Consider the following 16,011-nt stretch of genomic DNA (forward strand, 5'->3'; position numbering starts at 1 on the left):
GAAATAGAACGAAGGTAAGACACAAATGAAAAAAATACTAATTGTAGATGATGAAAAACCAATCTCAGATATTATCAAATTTAATATGACCCGTGAAGGATATGAAGTAGTGACAGCTTTTGACGGTCGTGAAGCACTGGAGACATTTGAGAAGGAATTTCCAGATGTTGTTATTTTGGATGTGATGTTGCCGGAGTTAGATGGACTAGAAGTGGCTCGAACAATCCGCAAGACTAGCAATGTTCCTATACTAATGCTATCAGCTAAAGATAGCGAGTTTGATAAGGTTATCGGTCTTGAACTTGGTGCGGATGACTATGTGACAAAGCCCTTCTCTAATCGTGAATTACAGGCGCGTGTCAAGGCTCTTCTTCGTCGCAGTGAATTGACAGAAACGCAAGTTAATCTTTCTTCCACAAGTACCTCAGAGTTAGTTATTGGGGACTTAGTTATCTTGCCAGATGCTTTTGTGGCTAAAAAACATGGTAGGGAATTGGAGTTGACTCATCGTGAGTTCGAATTGCTTCATCATCTAGCTAAGCATTTGGGTCAGGTGATGACTCGCGAGCATTTGCTGGAAACTGTGTGGGGCTACGATTATTTTGGTGATGTTCGTACAGTGGATGTGACCATTCGCCGTCTGCGGGAGAAGATTGAAGATACGCCAAGCAGACCTGAGTACATCCTGACCCGTCGAGGTGTAGGATATTTTATAAAGGGAAATGTTTAATCAATTACGGTATCTAATTACTACAGCAGAGTTTTGGTTTGTCGGAATTTTGATTGGTTTTCTGATTGCTTTGACGGTTCTCTTGATTGAAAACTACCGAGATAATAAGCAAATCAAACAACTGAATCAAAAAGTTAATGCTCTCATTGATGGAAATTATGCAGATATTTTAGATTTGAGAGGGAGTCCAGAAATTACTGATATGGCTAACTCTCTTAATGATTTGTCAGAAGTTATTCGGCTGACTCATGATCATTTAGAGCAGGAAAAAACACGCTTGACTTCCATTCTTTCCTATATGAGTGATGGGGTGGTTGCAACGGACAGGATTGGGCGAGTTATCATGATCAACGATATGGCCCAGAAGCAGTTGGGGTTATCGGGAAAAAAGCAGGAACAGTACCATCTGCTAGAGGTGTTAGATTTACCAGATCGGTATACTCTCAGAGATTTGTTTGCTCAGACACCAGAGATTATTATTGAGCACACCAATGAAAATGAGGAATTTCTTACTCTTCGTGCCAATTTTGCTACCATTCGTAGCGAGAGCGGCTTGATTTCAGGTCTAGTAGTCGTCTTGCACGATATGACCGAACAGGCCAAAGAAGAGCGAGAGCGGCGCTTATTCGTATCCAATGTCAGTCATGAATTGCGGACTCCTTTGACTTCTGTTAAGTCCTACTTAGAAGCCTTGGATGAAGGAGCTTTGACTGAGTCGGTTGCCCCGAGTTTTGTCAAAGTATCCTTGGATGAAACCAATCGAATGATACGGATGATTACAGACTTGTTAAGTCTCTCCCGAATCGACAATCAAGTTGGTCAGGTAGATGTGGAGCTGATCAATTTTACGGCTTTTGTAACCTTTATCCTCAACCGTTTTGACCAGATGAAAAATGCCGACTCTGATAAGGTTTACACCATTGTACGTGATTATCAGATTAGCCCAATTTGGGTGGAGATTGATACTGATAAGATGACGCAAGTTTTAGATAATATCCTGAACAATGCTATCAAATACTCACCTGATGGTGGTAGGATTACTTTTAGTATGAAAACGACAGACAGCCAGTTGATTGTGTCTATTTCCGATGAAGGTTTGGGGATTCCAAAGACAGACTTACCTAAGATTTTCGACCGTTTTTATCGGGTAGACAAGGCACGCTCAAGGGCACAAGGAGGCACTGGCTTAGGACTGGCCATTGCCAAAGAAATCATCAAGCAACACAGGGGCTTTATTTGGGCTAAGAGCGAGTATGGCCATGGTTCAACCTTTACCATTGTCTTACCATATAGTAAGGACATTGCTCTTGACGATTGGGATGAAGCTTCTGAGGAAGAATAGGAGAACATGATCGGAAAAGGTTTTAATTACAGTATTTTAGCTTCGGGCTCCAGTGGTAATTGCTTTTATTTGGAAACCGATAAGAAGAAAATTTTAGTGGATGCAGGTTTGTCTGGTAAAAAGATCACCAGTCTCCTTTCGGAAATTGACCGCAGACCAGAGGAGATTGATGCTATTTTTGTGACGCATGAGCATAGTGACCATATCCATGGTATCGGTGTCTTGGCTCGGAAATATGGCATGGATATATACGCTAACGAGTTAACCTGGCAGGCAATGGAAAGTAAGCTTGGTAAGATTGATGTTGCTCAGAAACATATCTTTGAGCTAGGGGCGATGAAGACATTTGGAGACTTGGACATTGAATCCTTCGGTGTCAGTCACGATGCAGCCTGCCCACAATTTTATCGTTTTATGAAGGACGATAAGTCTTTCGTTATGTTGACAGATACAGGTTATGTCAGTGATCGCATGGTTGGAATTGTGGAAAATGCAGATGCCTATTTGATTGAGGCGAACCATGATGTTGAAATTTTGCGGGCAGGTTCTTATTCTTGGAATTTGAAGCAGCGTATCCTTTCAGATAAGGGGCACCTCTGTAATGAGGATGGAGCAGATGCTATGATTCGCTCGCTAGGAAATCGGACAAAAAAGATTTACCTTGGGCATTTGTCTAAGGAGAATAATATTAAAGAACTTGCTCATATGACGATGGTTAATCAGCTTGCGCAAGCTGACTTGGGAGTAGGAACTGATTTTCAAGTTTGTGATACGTCTCCGGATACAGCAACCGCTTTAACGAAGATTTGATAAAAAGGTCATGTTTAACATGGCTTTTTGTCTTTCTTACTTTGATGAATACGAGACTACATTTGGGCATGGATAGCTACAATATCAAGGCTTCAAAATAACTAGATATTGCGTTTTGTGACTGTCAGCACAATATGCCTGAAAAATGACTAGGTCAAAAAATATTTTTTGCTCGTGATGTGATATAATGATGTAGAAACTTTCTAGAATGAGGTTTATGAATTGAAAAAAAAGCGACATCAACCATTTGAACATAGTGGGAATTTTATTGCTGTTCGTCTAAATATCTTATTTTCCATTGTGATTCTTTTGTTTATCATTCTCGTCTTGCGCTTAGCAGACATGCAGATTGTCAATCATGATTTTTATAGTAATAAATTGTCCACAGCTAGCCAAAAAATCATTAGTAATGGTTCTATACGTGGGCAAATCTATGATGCTAAGGGGAAACCTTTGGTTGAAAATCAAATCCAGCAGGTAGTGTCCTTTACACGGTCCAACAAAATGTCAACTCAAGACATGAAAGACGTAGCTAATAAACTCTTGCGGTGGGTTGGTGTTTCCAATGTAACTATCACTAGGAGAGATAAGGCAGACTATTATTTAGCCAATCAAGAGATTTATAAGAAAGTCGTTGCCAGTCTTCCTGATAATAAACGGTATGATACAGATGGAAACTACCTTAATGAGTCAACTATATACTCCAATGCTGTCGATAGCATTCCTGATGAGGCTTTGCAATATTCAGATGAAGAAAATAAGGCAGTCGAATTATTCAAGCAGATGAGTGGAGCTACCTATTTTTCGACAATCAATCTGGTGACAGATCCCCTTTCTGCGGAGCAAGTTGCGCATATTGTAGCGAACGAAAATCAGCTCCCAGGCATTTCAACAACCAACAACTGGCAGCGCAGGATTTTACAGACTTCCTTGAGTTCCATTATCGGTACGGTAACAAGTGAGCAAGCTGGTTTACCTGCGGAGGATGCAGATTATTACTTATCTAAGGGCTATTCTTCCAATGATCGAGTGGGGACAGCTTACCTCGAAAAACAATATGAAGAAGTGTTACAGGGACAACGTGAGAAAAAAGAGATCAATCTCGATCGAAATGGCAATGTCGAAAGTATGAAGACCATTCAAGAAGGTCAGCAAGGAAATAACATCAAATTGACGATTGATTTAACTTTCCAAGATGGAGTCAATGCTATTCTTAAGCGCCATTTTGAAAATGAACTAGCTACTGGTAGTGCCCTTTACTCAGAAGGAGTATACGCTGTCGCATTGAACCCTTCTACCGGTGCAGTACTTGCTATGTCTGGTTACAGCCATGAAAAAGGCTCCAGCAATATTACAGAGAATGCCCTTGGAACCATCACTAGTGTCTTTACACCAGGTTCCATTATCAAGGGGGGTACGATTAGTTCCGGTTGGGAAAATGGAGTCATTCATGGCAACCAAGTGCAGCTAGATGAACCCATTTACTTTGCAGGCTCAGCACCGATTACATCGTGGTATGGTACTTACGGTAGCTTTGATATTGATGCGACTCAAGCTTTAGAATATTCTTCCAACGTGTACATGGTGAAAATTGCCCTTGGGCTTCTTGGGCAGACGTATTCGGCTAATATGTTTCTAAATGATGGAGAGACCTTGAAAAACGCCATGACCAAACTTCGTTCAACTTTTGCTGAGTATGGTCTAGGCGCACAGACAGGTATTGACCTTCCCTTGGAGTCTACTGGTTTCTTGCCAAATGATTATACAACAGCCAATTTTATCACAAATGCATTCGGTCAGTTTGATAACTATACGCCTATGCAGATGGCTCAATATGTAGCTACGATTGCAAATAAGGGAACTAGGGTTTCGCCGCATCTTGTTGAGGGGATTTATGCTAACAATGCTCAAGGTGGTCTGGGAGAATTGATTAAAACGGTATCAGGGAAGGAAATGAATCAGGTGAACATTTCGGCTGACAACATGGAGCTTCTCCGCCAAGGTTTTTATCAGGTTGTCAATGGTAACGGTCGCTTTAATACTGGTAGTGCCATCGGTCAAGGTGCTTCTGTGACGATTAGCGCCAAGACAGGTACAGCTGAAACTTACACAACGACCCCTTCTGGAGAAGTGATAACAGCAGTCAATACCAATGTAGTGGCCTATGCGCCGAGTGATCATCCAAAGATTGCTGTCGCAGTTGTGCTACCGAACTTGACAAACCAAAATTCGACGACAACCAAGACGATTACCCGAGAAATTATTAATCTGTATCAGTCACTTTCCCCAATGAACTAAGGAGGTCTATGCTTTACCCTACACCGATTGCTAAATTGATTGATAGCTATTCCAAATTGCCAGGTATTGGTATTAAGACAGCGACTCGCTTAGCTTTCTATACTATTGGTATGGAAGACGATGTTGTCAACGAATTTGCAAAGAATTTACTAGCAGCCAAGCGCGATTTATCCTATTGCTCCGTCTGTGGCAATTTAACAGATCAGGATCCCTGTGCTATCTGTCAAGATACAACGAGGGATCAATCGACAATTTTGATTGTAGAAGATAGTCGCGATGTGACTGCATTAGAGAATATTCAGGAATATCATGGTCTCTATCATGTTCTACATGGCTTGATTTCACCGATGAATGGTATTGGTCCAGATGACATCAATCTGAAAAGCCTCTTGACACGACTCATGGAAAATGAAGTAACAGAGGTTATTGTAGCTACTAATGCTACTGCAGATGGAGAGGCGACTTCTATGTATATTTCACGCGTCCTTAAACCAGCAGGGATTAAGGTAACCCGACTGGCACGAGGATTGGCAGTAGGTAGCGATATTGAATATGCAGATGAAGTAACCCTACTCAAAGCAATTGAAAATAGGACGGAGTTATGATGGATTGGGGTTAAAGGTTCCTAATCAATGATGCGAACAGCTTAAACTCTCCAATCGTTGTCAGCTATATTTTTAAGTCCTATAAGTGTTCAATGGATAATGGTTCTATGTGAACTTTTTGAAACAGTTACTAAATGGACGATTTTCCTATTTGATTTTGGTCAATTATGATATAATAAATCTAAGCAATGCTTAGAGATAAAGAAGGAATGTATATGTCAAAAGAAACCTTGATTTTATTATATGGTGGACGTTCAGCGGAGCGTGAAGTATCTGTCTTATCCGCAGAAAGTATCATGCGGGCTATCAATTACGATAAATTTTTCGTCAAAACCTACTTCATCACACAGACAGGTGATTTCATCAAAACTCAAGAATTTTCTCAGACACCGTCCGCTGATGAAAAGCTCATGACCAATGCGACTATCGTTGAAGCTCAGAAAGTTCATCTGAGCAATATTTATGAAGAGAATGCGGTTGTTTTTCCAGTTCTCCATGGTCCAATGGGAGAGGATGGTTCTATCCAAGGTTTTCTGGAAGTCCTTCGTATGCCATACGTAGGAGCTAATATCCTAGCCTCAAGTGTAGCTATGGATAAGATTACTACCAAGCGAGTTTTGGAGTCGGTGGGAATTCCCCAAGTCCCTTATGTGGCGATAATTGAGGGTGAGTCAATCGAAGAAAAGATTGTAGAGATTGAAGATAAGCTCACGTATCCAGTTTTTGTTAAGCCAGCCAATATGGGATCGAGTGTCGGCGTTTCAAGAGCTGACGATAGGACAAGTCTACGTGCAGCCCTGAACCTAGCTTTTACGTATGATAGTCGTATTCTTGTGGAGCAAGGAGTAAATGCGCGCGAGATTGAAGTTGGTCTTTTGGGAAATGCTGATGTAAGAACAACCCTTCCGGGTGAAGTCATTAAAGATGTTGCCTTTTATGACTACGATGCCAAGTACATCGACAATAAGATTACAATGGAAATTCCAGCTAAGATTGAAAAAACAATCATGGATAGGATGCGAAAAAATGCCTCTAAGGCCTTTCGTGCGATTGGTGGTTGTGGCCTATCTCGCTGTGATTTCTTCCTGACAGAAGATGGAGAAATCTTCCTAAATGAGTTGAATACCATGCCTGGATTTACCCAGTGGTCTATGTATCCATTGCTTTGGGATAATATGGGGCTTACCTATCCAGACTTAATCGAAGAATTGGTTAGCTTGGCTAAGGAAATGTTTGAAAAACGCGAAAGTCACTTAATTTAATAGAAACCGAGATTGGAATCATTCCAATCTTTTTTCTTGCACAGTTGGATAAAAAGGAATAGAATGGAGTTTATTCTGGAGGTGTTTATGTATCAAACGATAGTAAAAGGAAAGCGATTGTTTCAAACGTCATCCCAAGGTTACGGGGATCCGATTACGACTTTTGGTGTAACAGATCAGGGAGAAACGCCAGTCAGTCTGGTCAATATCGCTCTGGCTTCCTGTGTAGCCATGTGTATCCAAGGCTACTATGCCAGTCAGGAAGGAAATAAGACTATGTCTGTCCAGGTGGAGAGTCAGTTGGAAAATCAACATTTCAGGCTAAACATTGGAATTGGTGAAGAGGTAGCACTAGAAAAGCAGAAAGAGATTCTTGCTTATATAGAGCAGAAGTGTAAGGTTAAGGCTCTTTTGAAAGAGGATTTGATGATTGAGACAAGATTTTTTGTTCTAGAAAGTGTGGAGTAAGATGTTTTTAGCAATAGAAGAAATGTGGCAGAATAAGTTACGTTATGGCTTGATTTTAGGTCTGTTGATCCTGATTTCTTATTTGGTTTTTTTCTTGACAGGTTTAGCTTATGGTCTGATGCAAGAAAATCGAGCAGCAGTGGATAAATGGCAAGCAGATTATATCTTGCTTCATCCAGATAGTAATCGCTTGATTCCTGCATCAAAGATAGATGTGGCCTTGATTAATCAAGTGAAGGGGGCTGATAAGGCTCTTATCCGCCAACAGGCTGGGGTTGCTTATGTAGATGAAAAGGCCAAGGAAAGGATCACTATTTTTGCAGTTGAGGCAGATAGTTTCATTGCTCCAAATGTTGTTGAAGGACGCTTATATGAAAAAAACAGCGAAATTGTCGTAGACAAGACGCTATCAGAAGTAGATGGCTTTGGTTTAGGAGATCAAGTTTATCTATCAGGTGCTGATGAAAAAGTAACCATTGTAGGATATACAGATAATGCCTATTTTGGTGTAGCACCAGTTGTTTATATGAATTTTGCAGCTTTTTCAGAACGAATGCAAGCAGACAAACGACAGCCAACTAGCAGCAATCTTGCTAACGCTATTGTCGTTCGTGGAGAAATAAGGGATGTTCCAGATAATCTCGAAAAAATTGCGATTGCAGATTTTATTGAGAATTTACCGGGCTACAAGGCACAAAATATGACTTTCGGTTTTATGATTGGTTTCTTGATTGTTATTTCGGCTATTGTTATTGGAATTTTCATTTTTGTGTTAACAACTCAAAAATCACCGATTTTTGGTTTGATGAAAATTCAAGGTCTCTCCAATGCTTATATCTCTGGATCAGTGCTAGCTCAGACCTTCCTGTTGGCTGGCTTGGGAACAGTTACTGGATTAGTTGGAACTTATCTATCATCTTTTATTTTGCCAAGTTCGGTGCCATTTGAAAATAACTGGCTCTTCTATACAGTAATCGGCCTGGCTTTGGTCTTGTTTGCTCTTTTAGGTGCCAGCTTTTCTGTGCGTTCTATCTTTAAGGTAGACCCATTGCAAAATCTATCTTAGGAGATTCACCATGAAAACACTTATTTTTGAAAATATTAGTAAGACCTTCCAAGACGGTAGTCAGACTATTACAGCTTTAAAGTCAACCAATTTTAGTATTGAGGAAGGCGATTTTGTTGCTATTATTGGACCATCAGGTTCTGGGAAATCTACTTTTCTAACAGTAGCTGGAGGTCTGCAAACACCATCGACAGGTCATGTCTTAATCAACCAATCAGACTATTCAGCTTTGTCTGAGAAGAAACGGGCTCAGCTTCGCTATAAGGATATTGGTTTTGTCTTACAGGCTTCAAACCTGATCCCTTTTTTGACGGTCGAAAAGCAGTTGACCTTGGTGGATAAAATCAATAAGAATGTCAATCCTAGCAAACGTCAGGAACTGCTAGCAGAATTGGGGGTTGACCACCTCAAAAATAAGTTTCCTAAGGACCTTTCAGGAGGTGAGCGACAGCGCGTGGCTATTGCACGGGCCCTTTACAATGATCCGAGCTTGATTCTGGTTGACGAGCCTACTGCTAGCTTAGACACCGAACGTGCCTATGAAGTAGTAGAACTTCTAGCCAAGGAGTCAAAAGAACGTAAGAAATCCATTATTATGGTGACGCATGATCAACGTATGATTGAAAAATGTGATAAAGTGTACGAGATGAAAGACGGTATGTTGACTCAAGTTCGGTAAAAAAGTGGTATAAGTGATATAATAGAAGGAGCGAAAGCTCTTTTGATTTTGGAGAAATACATGAAATTACATCTACACGAAATTGCTCAGGCATTGAGCGCAAAAAACGATATAAGTACCTACCCTGATAGGACTCTTAACAAGGTTGAATTTGATAGCCGCAAGATTGAAACAGGAGACCTTTTTGTTCCTCTTAAAGGTGTGCGTGACGGTCATGACTTTATTCCAGTTGCTTTTGATAATGGCTGCGCAGTTACTCTATCTGAGAAAAGCCTTGATGTTCCCCATATTCTAGTTGATGATTGCTTGGCTGCGCTACAAAAATTAGCTGCCTACTATCTAGAAAAAACAGGTGTTGAGGTCATAGCAGTCACTGGCTCAAACGGAAAAACAACGACTAAGGACATGATTCATGATGTTCTAGCAACGACTTACAAAACCTATAAGACCCAGGGCAACTATAACAATGAAATCGGCCTGCCTTATACCATCCTTCATATGCCAGATGAAACAGAGAAACTAGTTTTGGAAATGGGGCAGGATCATCTTGGCGATATTCATCTGTTATCTAAACTTGCCAAACCCAGTCTATCGGTTATCACGCTTTTTGGCGAGGCGCATTTAGAATTCTTTGGATCGCGTGAGCAGATTGCGCAAGGGAAATTACAGATTGCAGATGGCATGTCTGCTGGAGGCGAACTGATTATTCCGGCTGATCCAATCGCAGAAGCCCATTTACCTATCAATCAAAAAATCATCCGTTTTGGAGATGGTGCTGATCTGCAGCTAACAAGCCTAATCGAATCCAAAGACAGTTTGAACTTTACGGTCAACTTTATCAACGGGGAGATTTTCCTTCCCGTGACGGGGAAATACAATGCAACGAATGCTATGATAGCTAGTTATGTTGGGAAGAGTTTAGGTGTGGCAGAGGAAGCTATTAAATCCGCTTTGGCCAACCTCAACCTAACTCGCAATCGTACCGAGTGGAAAAAGGCAGCAAACGGTGCAGATATTCTCAGCGATGTTTACAATGCCAATCCAACAGCAATGCGCTTGATTTTGGAAACTTTTTCAACCATTCCAGCCAATGAAGGTGGTAAGAAAATTGCAGTTTTGGCGGATATGAAGGAGTTGGGACAGGAATCTGTTGCCCTCCATAACCAACTGATTTTGAGTCTGTCGCCAGATGTTTTAGATACGGTTATTTTCTACGGTCAAGATATTGAGGGCTTGGCTCAGCTAGCCAGTCAGATGTTTCCGATTGGTAAGGTTTATTTTTTCCGAAAAAATGCAGATCAGGATCAATTTGAGGATCTAGTCAGTCAAGTACAGACAGTTCTTGGTAAGCATGATCAGATTTTGCTCAAAGGCTCCAATTCGATGAATCTGGCGAAATTGGTTGAGTTCTTAGCAGGTTAGAGAGGGATTGTCCAGTCCCTCTTCTTTTTACCCTTCTTGTCAAATGAACTAGGATTTGATATACTAAACTCAAGTTTTTGAAGGGAGTTTGATGCGTGACTGAATTTTTCACCAATCATATTTCTAAGGCACCATCTTTAAGTCTATCGGGATACCTCGCCCTTATTCTGATTTTTTTTGCCTTAATGTATCTTTCATGCTGTTTCTATCAAAAAAAGTGGTATCGTTCCTTGTTTTGGTGGCTACAGTTTTTCCAAATCGTGAGCTTGTATTCTTGGTACATAGCGGTATCTTGGCCCTTATCTGAAAGTTTACCTTTTTATCATTGTCGACTAGCGATGCTTTTTATTCTTTGGGCAAAACCAGGTCCATTGAAACGTTATTTTGCCTATCTGGGTCTCTTTGGTTCATTGGTCGCTTTTATCTACCCTGTCTTTGATCCCTTTGCTTTTCCTCATTTGACATTTTTCACCTTTGTGGTGGGGCATTATGCACTAGCTGTCAACTGTCTCCTTTACCTGCTATCTGATTCGCAAATGGAAGTCTTGGATAGGAAAGAGGTGGTAAGATATACGGTCACCATGAATACTTTTCTACTTTTTGTGAATGCACTACTTGGTGGAAATTACGGTTTCTTAAGTCATACACCTCTAGTTAATAGTCGAAATATTCCTTTGAATTTTCTATTGGTAACGGTTATATTTTGTTTTGCAATTTTGTCAGGTCAGTCTATGGTAGCCTACTTGAAGAAGAGAGACTGGTCAATCGTTCAGGACTGAGCGATTTTATGCACATCGAAGAAAGATTAGTTTGACAAAATGCATTCTGGCAGATAGCCAAACGAGCAGATTCAGTTTGAATTGCTCGTTTTTTCTTATCATGAGTGGAAATCTTATCACGATAGTCTTTAGAAAAGGACAAAAATAAAAAACACAGAAAATGTTGGCTTCCTGAATAGATCAATAGACCAAGTCAGCATTTCTGTGTTTTATTTATCAGCTAGTAATGATTCATCCCCACTTTTAGGCCTGTTTGAAAGCACCTTGCTTATAACTAACCCAGAAAAATACAGGTGTAAAGACGACCATCAATCCCAGATAGATCATCAGTGTGTAGTCACTGAGTGGACGGATTTCAACTAAATGATGGAGAAAATGTGAACCGATAAAAAAGCCGAATACAGAATAAACAATGAGAGCAAAACGTACCTTGGTGAGTGGCAAGCAGGCACGAATAACAGCTAACACTCCAGTCGACCCCAATATGTAATAAGACAGTGTTTGCATATCACTAGAAGTTAAGCCACCATAGACTTGCATCAGATGAAAAGCAAGAATGCTGATAACAACCATGAGTGCATTGGGTAAGGCTAACAAGAGAGATTTTCTAAGAAAATGTTTTTCAACAGGTCGGATATTTCGTTCAAAACTCAGGACGAAAGGAGGGAAACCTTCAACGAATTGACCGATCAAGGTCATCTGTACCTGAATAAACGGGAAGACAAGAAGGTATTCTGCTTTACCAAGTGCAATACTAGCGATACAGATAAGTCCTAGTAAGAAGGAGTAAATCGTTTTGATGAGAAAGATAGGTGCGATATGGGCAATATTATTCACCACGCGCCGTCCTTCAAAGAGAATTTCAGGAATATCGCGAAACTCGGACTCTAGCAGAACTAGATTGGCGATTTGTCTAGTTGCAGGATCTCCTTCTGCCATGACAATGGAACAATCAGCCTCACGTAGAGCTAGAATATCGTTGACCCCATCTCCTGTCATCGCTGTTGTATGTCCCTGAGCTTTGAAGGTTTGGATGAGTAATTTCTTTTGATGAGGAGAAACCCGACCAAAAATAGCGGTTGCCTCAGCCTGAGCTACTAACTCCTCGTCGCTGACCTTAGAGCAATCAATATAGCTAGCGTAATCTGTAAAGCCGGCTTCTTTAGCAATATGTGATACTGTTACAGGGTTATCTCCAGAGATGATTTTTAAGGTAACCTCTTGCGAGCGTAGGTAGGCGAGTGTTTCTGCTGCATCTTCTCGAATCGGATCGGCAATTTCTAGGAGGGCAAGTGGTTCAATATCTTGAGGTAATTCTCCTTTAGTCGAGTGGAGGTTTGTCTGGCTAAGGGCTAAAATCAATACACGAGATCCACGTGTCTGAGCCTCATGAACAGCCGGAGGATTTTCTGTTAGCAGCATCTCAGGTGCGCCAAGAAAGACTTGACCGACTCCTTCAATCATCATAGCTCCCCATTTTCTATCACTAGAAAATGGAATAAGATGACTGGCTGTATAGGAGTGTTGCAACTGTCCGTAGGCATTCCGGATAGCCTGAGCGGTAGAATTGTTATCTTCACTGGTCTGGATGTAGGCTGCTAAGATGTGCTGGATTGTATCTAGGGAATAGCGATTGGCTAAGGGAAGGAGCTTGTCAACAGTCATTTTTCCTTGGGTAATGGTTCCAGTTTTATCCAGACAGAGTACATCAACTCGAGCCAACGTTTCTACAGAATACATTTCTTGAACGAGGATATTTTTCATCCCCAACTTAATAACGGCTGTTAGGAGCGAGGTAATTGTCAATAAGGCAATTCCTTTTGGTAACATACCTAAGAGAGCGGTTGAACTGGTGACAACAGAGTCTTTTAGTGGGAGTAACTTGATGAAAAAGGCTTCTAGGAAAAGAGCGAGTCCGAAGGGAATGATAATTTTTCCTGTAAACTTGGCAATTTTATCCATATTGTAAAGGATACGAGAAACGATAGGTTTGTGGGTCTTCGCTTCTAGCATGAGTTTATTGGCGTAGTTATCTGCACCGACATGAGTTACTTGAGCATAAACCTGCCCACTGACTAGGTAGCTACCGGATAATAATTCGGTTCCCTGATTTTTTAGGATCAGATCGCTTTCTCCAGTTAGCATTGCCTCATTGGCTTCGGCAGTTCCTTGAATGACTAGAGCATCACTAGGCACCTGCTCCCCAGCAGATAGCAGGAGAAGATCATCTAAGACAATGTCCTCGGGATCTATGGAAACTATTTGTCCATCCCGTACTACTCGCACTAAATCTTTATTCATAAGATTGAGTTTGTCAATCATTCGTCGGGCACGCCATTCTGTTAAAATGCCTGAAAAGGCATTGAGGACGATAACCCCGAAAAAGAAGAGATTGGACCAAGCTTGAACAGCTAGTAGTGCCAAAAAAATAGCAAAGTTTAAGGCATTAAAGGATGTAAAGACATTTCTTCTAAATATTTCCCAGTTACTGGCGCTACTTTTGGTTTTAAAGTGATTGGTTTGCCGAGCCTGGATACGTTCTTGTACTTCTTTGTTTGATAAACCTTTTATATGCTTATTCATGATTCTCTAACTTTCCTTTTCTAAAATACATGAAATGAATCTCTCATTTCTATTGTAGCATATTTATAATACAATAGCATAGTTCTTGGGACTGATTCTTCAATTGTTTGAAAAATTCCTTTATTTCCGATATAATAAGAAAGTTGTAGGAGTGGTCCTCTTTCTTTCCTTTCAAGATATGCGAAAGAGGAATTCCTTCTGCTAGAGATAAAAATGAAGAGTTTATAAGGAAAAGCAATGTCATTACAAGAAGAAATTAAAAAACGCCGCACTTTTGCCATTATTTCCCACCCGGATGCAGGTAAGACGACTATTACAGAGCAGTTGCTTTATTTTGGTGGTGAGATTCGTGAGGCAGGTACGGTTAAAGGTAAAAAAACAGGGAATTTTGCCAAATCTGACTGGATGGATATAGAGAAACAACGTGGGATTTCGGTGACATCGTCTGTTATGCAATTTGACTATGCAGGTAAGCGAGTCAATATCCTTGATACTCCGGGGCATGAGGATTTTTCGGAAGATACCTATCGGACCTTGATGGCGGTGGATGCGGCTGTTATGGTGGTAGATTCTGCCAAGGGGATTGAGGCTCAGACTAAAAAGCTTTTTGAGGTTGTTAAGCATCGCAATATTCCAGTCTTTACCTTTATAAATAAGTTGGATCGTGATGGTCGTGAGCCGTTGGAATTACTAGAAGAATTGGAAGAAGTCTTGGGTATTGCTAGCTATCCAATGAACTGGCCGATTGGTATGGGAAAGTCTTTTGAAGGTCTCTATGATCTCCACAATCAACGTTTAGAACTCTATCGCAGTAAAGAACGTTTTGCTAGCTTAGAGGAAGGGGATAGGCTGTTTGGGAATAACCCTTTTTACGCACAGGTATTAGAAGATATTGAGCTGCTATTAGAGGCTGGAAATGAGTTTTCAGAGAAAGCGATTTTAGCAGGTGATTTGACACCGGTATTTTTCGGATCAGCTTTGACCAACTTCGGTGTACAGACTTTTCTTGATACTTTCTTGGAATTTGCTCCAGAACCACATGGGCATAAGACAACGGATGGAGATGTTATTGATCCGCTCAATAAAGATTTTTCGGGTTTTGTTTTCAAAATTCAAGCCAATATGGATCCTCGCCATCGTGATCGGATTGCGTTTGTTCGTGTAGTATCAGGCGAATTTGAACGTGGGATGGCAGTCAATCTTCCTCGTACAGGCAAGGGAGCTAAGCTGTCAAATGTGACTCAATTTATGGCCGAGTCACGTGAGAATGTGGAAAATGCAGTAGCGGGTGATATTATTGGTGTCTACGATACAGGTACCTATCAGGTCGGCGATACCTTGACTGTTGGTAAGAATAAGTTTGAATTTGAACCACTACCAACCTTTACTCCAGAGATCTTTATGAAGGTAGCTGCTAAGAATGTGATGAAGCAAAAATCCTTCCACAAAGGGATTGAGCAATTGGTCCAAGAGGGAGCTATCCAGCTCTACAAGAACTACCAGACTGGCGAGTATATGCTAGGAGCTGTTGGCCAACTCCAGTTTGAAGTCTTCAAACACCGTATGGAAGGGGAATACAACGCAGAAGTTGTTATGACACCGATGGGGAAAAAGACGGTTCGTTGGATTAGACCTGAAGATTTGGATGAACGGATGTCCTCAAGTCGCAATATCCTTGCGCGTGATCGGTTTGATCAACCAGTTTTCCTATTTGAAAATGATTTTGCCCTCCGTTGGTTTGCGGACAAGTACCCCGATGTTGCGTTGGAAGAGAAGATGTAGTAAATATCTGAGACTTTTTACTAGTTGGAGATATGGAAAGTCGTAGAGTGTCAACCTTAAATATAAAAAGTGAACATACTGGGATTTGTTTGATAAACATGCCAATATGTTCACTTTTTAGTTCATTTAATGAGCTAATCAAGATGATAATAGGGGACTTTTAAACACTGAAAATCTTTTTGTAC

At 40.8% G+C, this 16,011-nt stretch carries 13 protein-coding genes; 12 read left to right on the top strand and 1 reads right to left on the bottom strand.

Features of this window, described 5'->3' with window-relative positions; all coding sequences use genetic code 11:
• The first annotated feature begins 25 nt into the window (after positions 1-25).
• The 11 genes from yycF (at position 26) to SR187_RS02980 (ending at position 11,461) form a co-directional block, all read left to right on the top strand.
• On the top strand, positions 26-730 hold the full coding sequence (yycF, locus tag SR187_RS02930) for a response regulator YycF (protein WP_120171458.1): 705 nt from the start codon (positions 26-28) through the stop codon (positions 728-730).
• Positions 723-2,072 carry a cell wall metabolism sensor histidine kinase VicK gene (gene vicK / locus SR187_RS02935; RefSeq protein ID WP_024532081.1) on the top strand — a complete coding sequence of 450 codons (1,350 nt, stop codon included), beginning with the start codon at positions 723-725 and terminating at the stop codon, positions 2,070-2,072. Before yycF ends, vicK begins: the two co-directional genes overlap by 8 nt.
• A 6-nt stretch (positions 2,073-2,078) precedes the next feature.
• A complete protein-coding gene (locus SR187_RS02940) occupies positions 2,079-2,882 on the top strand; it encodes an MBL fold metallo-hydrolase (RefSeq protein ID WP_024532080.1) in 804 nt (267 codons plus the stop codon).
• Between the two features lie 222 nt (positions 2,883-3,104).
• Complete coding sequence (gene pbp2b / locus SR187_RS02945) at positions 3,105-5,180, top strand: penicillin-binding protein PBP2B (RefSeq protein ID WP_024532079.1); 2,076 nt, start codon at positions 3,105-3,107, stop codon at positions 5,178-5,180.
• Positions 5,181-5,188: 8 nt separating this feature from the next.
• Positions 5,189-5,785 carry a recombination mediator RecR gene (recR, locus tag SR187_RS02950; RefSeq protein WP_024532078.1) on the top strand — a complete coding sequence of 199 codons (597 nt, stop codon included), beginning with the start codon at positions 5,189-5,191 and terminating at the stop codon, positions 5,783-5,785.
• A 215-nt stretch (positions 5,786-6,000) separates the two neighbouring features.
• On the top strand, positions 6,001-7,047 hold the full coding sequence (locus tag SR187_RS02955; RefSeq protein ID WP_120171459.1) for a D-alanine--D-alanine ligase: 1,047 nt from the start codon (positions 6,001-6,003) through the stop codon (positions 7,045-7,047).
• Positions 7,048-7,134: 87 nt separating this feature from the next.
• A complete protein-coding gene (locus tag SR187_RS02960; RefSeq protein WP_120172461.1) occupies positions 7,135-7,515 on the top strand; it encodes an OsmC family protein in 381 nt (126 codons plus the stop codon).
• A gap of 1 nt (position 7,516) precedes the next feature.
• A complete protein-coding gene (locus SR187_RS02965; protein WP_120171460.1) occupies positions 7,517-8,581 on the top strand; it encodes an ABC transporter permease in 1,065 nt (354 codons plus the stop codon).
• Between the two features lie 10 nt (positions 8,582-8,591).
• Complete coding sequence (locus SR187_RS02970; RefSeq protein ID WP_120171461.1) at positions 8,592-9,260, top strand: ABC transporter ATP-binding protein; 669 nt, start codon at positions 8,592-8,594, stop codon at positions 9,258-9,260.
• Positions 9,261-9,320: 60 nt separating this feature from the next.
• Complete coding sequence (locus SR187_RS02975) at positions 9,321-10,682, top strand: UDP-N-acetylmuramoyl-tripeptide--D-alanyl-D-alanine ligase (RefSeq protein ID WP_120171462.1); 1,362 nt, start codon at positions 9,321-9,323, stop codon at positions 10,680-10,682.
• A gap of 95 nt (positions 10,683-10,777) precedes the next feature.
• Positions 10,778-11,461, top strand: a complete 684-nt coding sequence (locus SR187_RS02980) for a YwaF family protein (protein WP_120171463.1) — start codon at positions 10,778-10,780, stop codon at positions 11,459-11,461.
• A gap of 243 nt (positions 11,462-11,704) precedes the next feature.
• Here SR187_RS02980 and SR187_RS02985 read toward each other — a convergent pair whose 3' ends face one another.
• Positions 11,705-14,044, bottom strand: coding sequence for a cation-translocating P-type ATPase (locus SR187_RS02985; RefSeq protein ID WP_120171464.1), 2,340 nt, complete (start codon positions 14,042-14,044; stop codon positions 11,705-11,707).
• Between the two features lie 237 nt (positions 14,045-14,281).
• Here SR187_RS02985 and SR187_RS02990 point away from each other — a divergent pair, with 237 nt between their 5' ends.
• Entirely contained in the window at positions 14,282-15,826 is a 1,545-nt protein-coding gene (locus SR187_RS02990) for a peptide chain release factor 3 (protein ID WP_120171465.1), read from the top strand.
• Positions 15,827-16,011 lie beyond the last annotated feature (185 nt).

The sequence above is a fragment of the Streptococcus ruminantium genome (assembly GCF_003609975.1).
GTDB classification, from domain to species: domain Bacteria; phylum Bacillota; class Bacilli; order Lactobacillales; family Streptococcaceae; genus Streptococcus; species Streptococcus ruminantium.

Excerpts from the sequence above, each read along its gene's own strand:
- yycF (WP_120171458.1), top strand. The coding sequence starts at position 26 with ATGAAAAAAATACTAATTGTAGATGATGAAAAACCAATCTCAGATATT.
- vicK (WP_024532081.1), top strand. The coding sequence starts at position 723 with ATGTTTAATCAATTACGGTATCTAATTACTACAGCAGAGTTTTGGTTT.
- SR187_RS02940 (WP_024532080.1), top strand. The coding sequence starts at position 2,079 with ATGATCGGAAAAGGTTTTAATTACAGTATTTTAGCTTCGGGCTCCAGT.
- recR (WP_024532078.1), top strand. The coding sequence starts at position 5,189 with ATGCTTTACCCTACACCGATTGCTAAATTGATTGATAGCTATTCCAAA.
- SR187_RS02955 (WP_120171459.1), top strand. The coding sequence starts at position 6,001 with ATGTCAAAAGAAACCTTGATTTTATTATATGGTGGACGTTCAGCGGAG.
- SR187_RS02960 (WP_120172461.1), top strand. The coding sequence starts at position 7,135 with ATGTATCAAACGATAGTAAAAGGAAAGCGATTGTTTCAAACGTCATCC.
- SR187_RS02965 (WP_120171460.1), top strand. The coding sequence starts at position 7,517 with ATGTTTTTAGCAATAGAAGAAATGTGGCAGAATAAGTTACGTTATGGC.
- SR187_RS02970 (WP_120171461.1), top strand. The coding sequence starts at position 8,592 with ATGAAAACACTTATTTTTGAAAATATTAGTAAGACCTTCCAAGACGGT.
- SR187_RS02975 (WP_120171462.1), top strand. The coding sequence starts at position 9,321 with ATGAAATTACATCTACACGAAATTGCTCAGGCATTGAGCGCAAAAAAC.
- SR187_RS02985 (WP_120171464.1), bottom strand. The coding sequence starts at position 14,044 with ATGAATAAGCATATAAAAGGTTTATCAAACAAAGAAGTACAAGAACGT.
- SR187_RS02990 (WP_120171465.1), top strand. The coding sequence starts at position 14,282 with ATGTCATTACAAGAAGAAATTAAAAAACGCCGCACTTTTGCCATTATT.